The sequence below is a fragment of the Stenotrophomonas sp. GD03958 genome, assembly GCF_029839005.1.
GTDB lineage: Bacteria > Pseudomonadota > Gammaproteobacteria > Xanthomonadales > Xanthomonadaceae > Stenotrophomonas > Stenotrophomonas hibiscicola.
Map to the genome: position 1 here is coordinate 112981 of NZ_JAOBZT010000002.1, position 6080 is coordinate 119060.

Below are 6080 nucleotides of genomic sequence, written 5' to 3' on the forward strand. Positions count from 1 at the left end.
ATAAATTGGATTCCGCTGCTCCCGGCGCGGCCCTACGGTGGGCACTTCGTACCGTCGGATCCATGGTGATGCCACCTGCCGTTCCCGCTCTGCCCCTCGATCGGCCCCGCCGCCTGGCAATGCTTGCGCCGCATCCCGTGCTGCGTCTGGGGGTGGAGGTGGTGCTTTGCCAGCACGGTGGCGTACAGGTCTGCGGCAGCTTCACCCGCGAAGCTGATCTGCTCGATCTGCTGCAGCGCCAGCCGGATGGCATCGACCTGCTGCTGATCGACCTGCTGGCGCCCTATGGTCCCGAACAGGGCCTATCCCTGTTGCGGCTGTTGTCGCGGCGCTGGCCGCTGCTGCCGGTGCTGGTGCTGTCTGCGCACTGCAATGCCAGCATGGTGACCATGGCGATGCAGGCCGGCGCGCGCGGCTTCCTGTCAAAGGGAACCACGCCGGAGATGCTGCGGCGCGCGGTGGAGGTACTGGCCCGTGGCGGCCGCTTCGTGCCCCCGGAGCTGCGCACGCAGTTGAACCGATCACGCATGCGGCGCACACCGGCGCCGGTGCTGACGCCCTTGAGCCGACGTGAGCGCGAGGTGCTCCGGCTGGTCCTGCAGGGCTGCACCACCGGGGAGGTGGCGCGGCGCTTCGGGCGCACGGCCAGTACGGTCAGCACGCAGAAGCGGACGGCGTACGAGAAGCTGGGCATCCACAGCGATGGTGAGCTGTTCCGCATCCGGCACCTGCTCGAATGCGGATGAGCGGGCTTACTCGCCCTGGTACTGCTTCTCTTCCACCAGGGCCGAACCGGCCACGCGGTTGATCTCGTTCTTCACCTGCACGCGCTCGCCATTGGTGCCATAGACACCGCGTGCCAGCTGGATGAAGGCATCGTCGAACACCTGGGCCGCTTCCTTGTCGCGCAGCTGGTCCTGGATGTCCCACATGCGCTCGTTGATTGCCTTCAACTGCTGCTTCAGCACGGCCAGCGCCGGCTGAGCCTGCAGTTGCTGCTGCAGCAACGGCAGCAGGCCGTCCAGCTCGGTGCGCACGTTGCTCAGCTTGGCCGCATCGTCGATGCGTTCGGCCTTGATCTCGAGAATGGTGATCTTGTCGATCAGCTCGCCGATCGATACCGGGGTCAGGATGGCGTCCACGCGGTTGGTTCCTGGAAACAGGGCGCCATGATACCGCGCCGCTGGCATGTGGCCCCGATCCATGGGATTTACGCCGAATTTGCGCCACGGCCCCGGCAGCACCCTCGATCCGTTACGGCCACCGCCTCGACACTGCGTTCCCGGCGGCATAACCGCCTTCGACGAGGAACACAGTGCAGTGAACAGCAAGGGGATGATGGCGGCGGTGGTGGCCGCCCTGGCAGGGCTGCTCGGGATCGGCAGCGCGCAGGCACAGGTGCAGGCCAGTGGCAGTGCGGCATTGACCAGCGACTACGTGTGGCGTGGCAGCTCGCAGAGCGACGGCGACCCGGCGGTGCAGGCGGGCGCGAAGGTTTCGATTCAATCGGGCTGGTACGCCAGCGTGTGGGGCTCCAACGTTTCGTTCAAGCCGGACAATGGCGCGCGCAGCGAGTTCGACCTGGTGGCCGGCTGGTCCGGTGCGCTGGCCCCGGACTGGACACTGGATGCCAACTTGACCCGCTACATGTACCCGGGCACCGGCCGCGCGCTGGACTGGACCGAACTCAACACCACGGTGAGCTGGAAGCAGCGCGCCTGGTTGCAGGTCGCCCATTCCAACGATGCGTTGGCCGGTGGCCATCGCGGTACCTACGCCCAGCTGGGTGTGCGTGTGCCGCTGCACGAACGCGTCCGCCTGGAAGCGGCGGTGGGCCAGTACTGGCTGGCCACCGCGCAGGGCCCGGACTACCTGCATGGGCAGCTCAGTGCCATTGCCACGCTGGCCCCGGCATGGGAGCTGCGTGCCACCGTGCATGACACCGACAGTGCGGCCAAGCGCCTGTTCCCGGGCAATGCCGGTGGACGATGGGAGCTGGCGCTGCAGGGCAGTTTCTAGTCGGCCACCGAGGCCTGGCGCGCACGCAGCGCGCCGGGCAGCCACAGCAGCAGGGCCAGCACCGCCACCGCAGCACCGGCCACGCAGACGCCGGTCCAGCCGAAGCGCTGGTAGACCTGCGCCGACAGCAGCGAACCCAGCGAACCGCCGATGAAGTAGCCGGTCATGTAGCCGGCATTGAGGCGGTTGCGCGCTGCCGGTTGCAGTGCATAGATCAGGTTCTGGTTACTGACGTGCAGCAGCTGCGCGGCCAGGTCCAGCACCACCACGCCGACCAGCAGCGCCAGCAACGAGTGGGCCGACAGCCCCAGTGGCAGCCACGACAGCAGCAGCAGCGCCAGCGCGATGGCGGTGGCACGCCCGGTCTGGCCACGGTCGGACATGCGGCCGGCCAGGCCGGCCGCCAGGGTGCCGGCCGCGCCGACCAGCCCGAACAGGCCGATGGTGGCGTCGCTGTAGGCATACGGCGGCTGTGCCAGCAGGAACGCCAGTGGCGTCCAGAAGATCGCGAACATGGCGAAGCTGCAGGCGCCCAGCAGCGTGCGCTGGCGCAGCACCGGTTCCTGCACGAACAGCACGCCGATCGAGCGCAGCAATGCGAAGTAGCCAAGGCCGGCGCTGTGGTGGAAGCGCGGCAGGCCGCGCTGCAATGCCAGTGCGGTCAGCACCAGGGTGGCAGCGGCGATCGCGTACACCAGGCGCCAGTCGCCCAGGCTGGAAAGCAGGCCGGCCACGGTACGTGCCAGCAGGATGCCCAGCAGCAGGCCGCTCATCAACGTGCCGACCACGCGACCGCGATGTTCCGGCGCGGCCAGCGTGGCCGCGAACGGCACCAGCACCTGGGCGACCACGGAGAACAGGCCGGTGATCGCGGTGCCCGCCAGCAGCCAGGCCAGCGACGGCGCACAGGCACTGATCACCAGCCCGCCGGCGGACAACAGGCTCATCACCACGATCAGGCGCCGGCGTTCGAACAGGTCTCCCAGCGGCACCAGCAGGATCAGTCCGGCGGCATAGCTCAGCTGCGCGGCGGTGACCACCATGCCGACCTGGCCGAACGGCACACCGAAGGCATCGGCAATGGTATGCAGCAGTGGCTGCGCATAGTAGTTGCTGGCCACGGCCACGCCGGTGGCGACCGACATCAGCAGCACCTGCCAGCGGTGCAGGGGGGGGAGGGACGGACTCACGCGGTATTCTACAAAGCGGGGTGCACAGTGTCCGCCTGCTGCGACCATGATGGAAATGAATCATCATCATCCATGCCATCTGGAAACGAGATAGCTGGATGAATCTCAAGCAGCTCGAATTTGCCGTCGCCCTGGCCGAAGAGGGCAATTTCACCCGTGCCGCCGAACGCTGCCACGTGGTGCAGTCCGCGTTGAGCCACCAGATTGCCTACCTGGAGCAGGAACTGGGCACGCCGCTGTTTGAACGCCTGCCGCGCCAGGTACGGGCGACGGCGGCCGGTGAGGCGCTGCTGGTGCACGCACGCCAGGTGCTGGCCAGCCTGCGCCACCTGCGCGCTGACGTGGCCGCGGTGAGTGGCGAGGTGCGTGGCCTGCTGGCGATCGGGCAGATTTCCTCGCTGACCGGCATCGACGTGGTGGCGATGCTGGCAGCCTTCCAGCAGGCGCACCCGCAGGTGGAGTTCCAGCTGCGGGTGGACAAGAGCGAGGATCTGATCGCGCAGGTGCAGTCGCGTGAATTGGACGTGGCACTGGTGGGGTTGGCGCCCTCGGCCGGCCTGGACGGGGTCTGCCACCAGATGCTGCAGGAAGAAGACCTGGTGGCGGTGCTGGCGCCGTCGCACCGCCTGGCCCGGCGCAAGCGGCTGCCCTTGACCGAACTGCAGGATGAAGCGCTGGTCGACTTCCCGCGCGGCACCGGTGCGCGGCGGCAGACCGACGATGCCTTCGCCGCCGCCGGCCTGCCGCACGCGGTCCGCTTCGAGGTCAACCTGATGGAACTGGTCGAGCGCTTCGTCCGCCATGGGCTGGCGGTCGGCATCGTGCCGGCGTTGATTGCCGAAGGCTTTCAAGGCGTGGTGCGGATTCCGCTGCAGCCGACCCCGACCCGCCGCGTGCACCTGGTCTGGCAGCGGCTGCCGACACCGGCGGCGCGGGCGTTCGTCGAGGCCGTGCTCAGCCGCGCAGGCGCAGGCTCAGGCCCTTGAGGAAGTTGCGCAGCATCTGGTCCAGGCAACGCCGGAAGTTGGCGTGCCCGGGTTGGCGGAACAGTGCGCCCACTTCCGACTTGGAGACATTGAAACCGGCGCTGGCGAAGATCTCCATCAGATCGACGTCGCGCAGCTGGAACGCCACGCGCAGCTTCTTCAGCACCAGGTTGTTGTCGATGCGGGTCTCCACCGCGCGCAGCGGCTGGTTCTCGTCGCGACCGCGCAGGTGCACGATCAGGCCATCGAGGAAGTGCGCCAGCGCGCTGTCGCTCATCGGCTCGAAACCGGCTTCGTCCTCGCGGCGCAACCAGGCCTTCACCTGCTCGGTCTCCACGGCGAAGGCCGGGTCGGCCATCTGGCACAGGGCCACCACGTGGTGGTCGCCCAGGTCCAGGGAGTAGCGCACGCTGCGCAGGACATCATTGTTGATCATGGTCCAATTGTAGCGGCCCCTGGCGTGTCACCGGAGTGTCATCGAACTGCAGCATCGTGGGCACTCGTTCGCTGAGACCCTTGCATGCGCCGGTATCTGTTTTCCGCACTGCTGCTCGTCAGCAGCTTCGCTGCCTTCGCCCAGGACCGCTTCGTACCCGTCGAGCGGCGCCTCAGTGCATCCCAACTGGCCGAGGTCGGGCTCAGTCCAGCGCAGTTGCAGGCACTGAACCGGGTACTGCGCGAGGCAGAGCGCGCGGCCACCGGGCCGACGGCAGCGGTGACCCCCGCCGCTGCGCCGCTGCCTGCCAATGTGCCGGCACCGGCAGCAATGCATCTGGGCCTGGAAGAAGGACCGGTCAATGCACGCGTGGTCGGAGAGGTCGCAGGCTGGCAGCCCGGCACGCTATTCACCCTTGATAACGGCCAGCAATGGCAGGTGATGAAGGGGCAGATGAAGCTGCGCAAGGTGCTGCAGTCGCCGCAGATCGCCGTTGTTCCAGGAATTGCCGGGCGCTGGTTCCTGCAGGTCGACGAAGACCTGCCCAAGGCCCGGGTATTCCGCGTGCGCTGAGCCGCGCACGCCTCGGGCGTGGTCAGCCGGCATCGGCAACGCAGGGGCGGGCCGACGGTGCCAGAATGGGCGTCCGGTTTTTCCCCCTGGAGTTGCCTGATGACCCGCACTGTCCTGATTACCGGCGCCACGTCCGGCTTCGGCGCCGCCGCCGTCCACCGCTTCGCCCAGGCCGGGTGGAAGGTGATCGCCACCGGCCGCCGCGGCGAACGTCTGCAGCCGCTGGTCGAGCGCTACGGCAAGGACGTGGTTCACGCCGCCGCCTTCGACATCCGCGATCCGGTGGCGATGGAGGCGGCCCTGCTGGCACTGCCGCCTGCGTTCGGCCAGATCGATCTGCTGGTCAACAACGCGGGCCTGGCACAGGGCACCGCGCCGGCACAGAGCGCCAAGCTGTCGGACTGGACCACGATGATCGACACCAACATCACCGCGCTGGTGACCTTGACCCATCGCCTGCTGCCGCAGCTGGTGGAGCGCAAGGGCGCGATCATCAACATCTCGTCGGTGGCCGGCGTCTACCCGTACCCGGGTGGCAACGCCTACGGTGGCACCAAGGCCTTCGTCAGCCAGTTCTCGCTGGGCCTGCGTTCGGACCTGCACGGCACCGGCGTGCGCGTGACCACGATCGAGCCGGGTATGGCTGAAACCGAGTTCACCGTGGTGCGTACCCATGGCGACCAGGCGGCATCGGACAAGCTCTATACCGGCGCCAACCCGATGACCGCTGAAGACATCGCCGAACAAATCTTCTGGGTGGCCAGCCTGCCGCCGCACCTGAACATCAATCGCCTGGAGCTGATGCCGGTCAGCCAGTCCTTCGCCGGTTTCCAGGTCGCCCGCGAAGGCTGACGGTCGTTTGTAGAGTCGAGCCAT

The 6080-nt window shown here is 67.8% G+C and carries 8 protein-coding genes; 5 read left to right on the top strand and 3 right to left on the bottom strand.

The genetic code is table 11. The features are described 5' to 3' along the window. The first annotated feature begins 68 nt into the window (after nt 1–68). On the top strand, nt 69–746 hold the full coding sequence (locus tag N5C25_RS01235) for a response regulator transcription factor (RefSeq protein ID WP_251102060.1): 678 nt from the start codon (nt 69–71) through the stop codon (nt 744–746). 6 nt (nt 747–752) lie between these two features. Here the strand turns inward: N5C25_RS01235 and N5C25_RS01240 are convergent, their stop codons facing one another. Continuing rightward, entirely contained in the window at nt 753–1142 is a 390-nt protein-coding gene (locus N5C25_RS01240; protein WP_026347234.1) for a DUF6165 family protein, read from the bottom strand. 178 nt (nt 1143–1320) lie between these two features. On the opposite strand from N5C25_RS01240, the gene N5C25_RS01245 reads away from it, so the two are divergent. Beyond that, nucleotides 1321–2019, top strand: coding sequence for a TorF family putative porin (locus N5C25_RS01245; protein WP_251102059.1), 699 nt, complete (start codon nt 1321–1323; stop codon nt 2017–2019). Here N5C25_RS01245 and N5C25_RS01250 read toward each other — a convergent pair. Next, nucleotides 2016–3164 (bottom strand): MFS transporter, encoded by a 1149-nt coding sequence (locus N5C25_RS01250; RefSeq protein WP_194445614.1) that lies wholly within the window; start codon nt 3162–3164, stop codon nt 2016–2018. The two genes, N5C25_RS01245 and N5C25_RS01250, sit on opposite strands and share 4 nt — an antisense overlap. A 143-nt stretch (nt 3165–3307) precedes the next feature. Here N5C25_RS01250 and N5C25_RS01255 point away from each other — a divergent pair, with 143 nt between their 5' ends. Further along, nucleotides 3308–4195 carry a LysR substrate-binding domain-containing protein gene (locus tag N5C25_RS01255; protein ID WP_251102058.1) on the top strand — a complete coding sequence of 296 codons (888 nt, stop codon included), beginning with the start codon at nt 3308–3310 and terminating at the stop codon, nt 4193–4195. Here N5C25_RS01255 and N5C25_RS01260 read toward each other — a convergent pair. Next, nucleotides 4164–4631 carry a DUF1456 family protein gene (locus tag N5C25_RS01260; protein ID WP_251102057.1) on the bottom strand — a complete coding sequence of 156 codons (468 nt, stop codon included), beginning with the start codon at nt 4629–4631 and terminating at the stop codon, nt 4164–4166. The two genes, N5C25_RS01255 and N5C25_RS01260, sit on opposite strands and share 32 nt — an antisense overlap. A gap of 84 nt (nt 4632–4715) precedes the next feature. Between N5C25_RS01260 and N5C25_RS01265 the strand changes: the two genes are divergently transcribed. Further along, the gene (locus tag N5C25_RS01265) at nt 4716–5204 is read left to right on the top strand and encodes a hypothetical protein (RefSeq protein WP_251102056.1); all 489 of its coding nucleotides are present in this window, start codon (nt 4716–4718) and stop codon (nt 5202–5204) included. 99 nt (nt 5205–5303) lie between these two features. Next, nucleotides 5304–6056, top strand: a complete 753-nt coding sequence (locus tag N5C25_RS01270) for an SDR family NAD(P)-dependent oxidoreductase (protein WP_021204746.1) — start codon at nt 5304–5306, stop codon at nt 6054–6056. Nucleotides 6057–6080 lie beyond the last annotated feature (24 nt).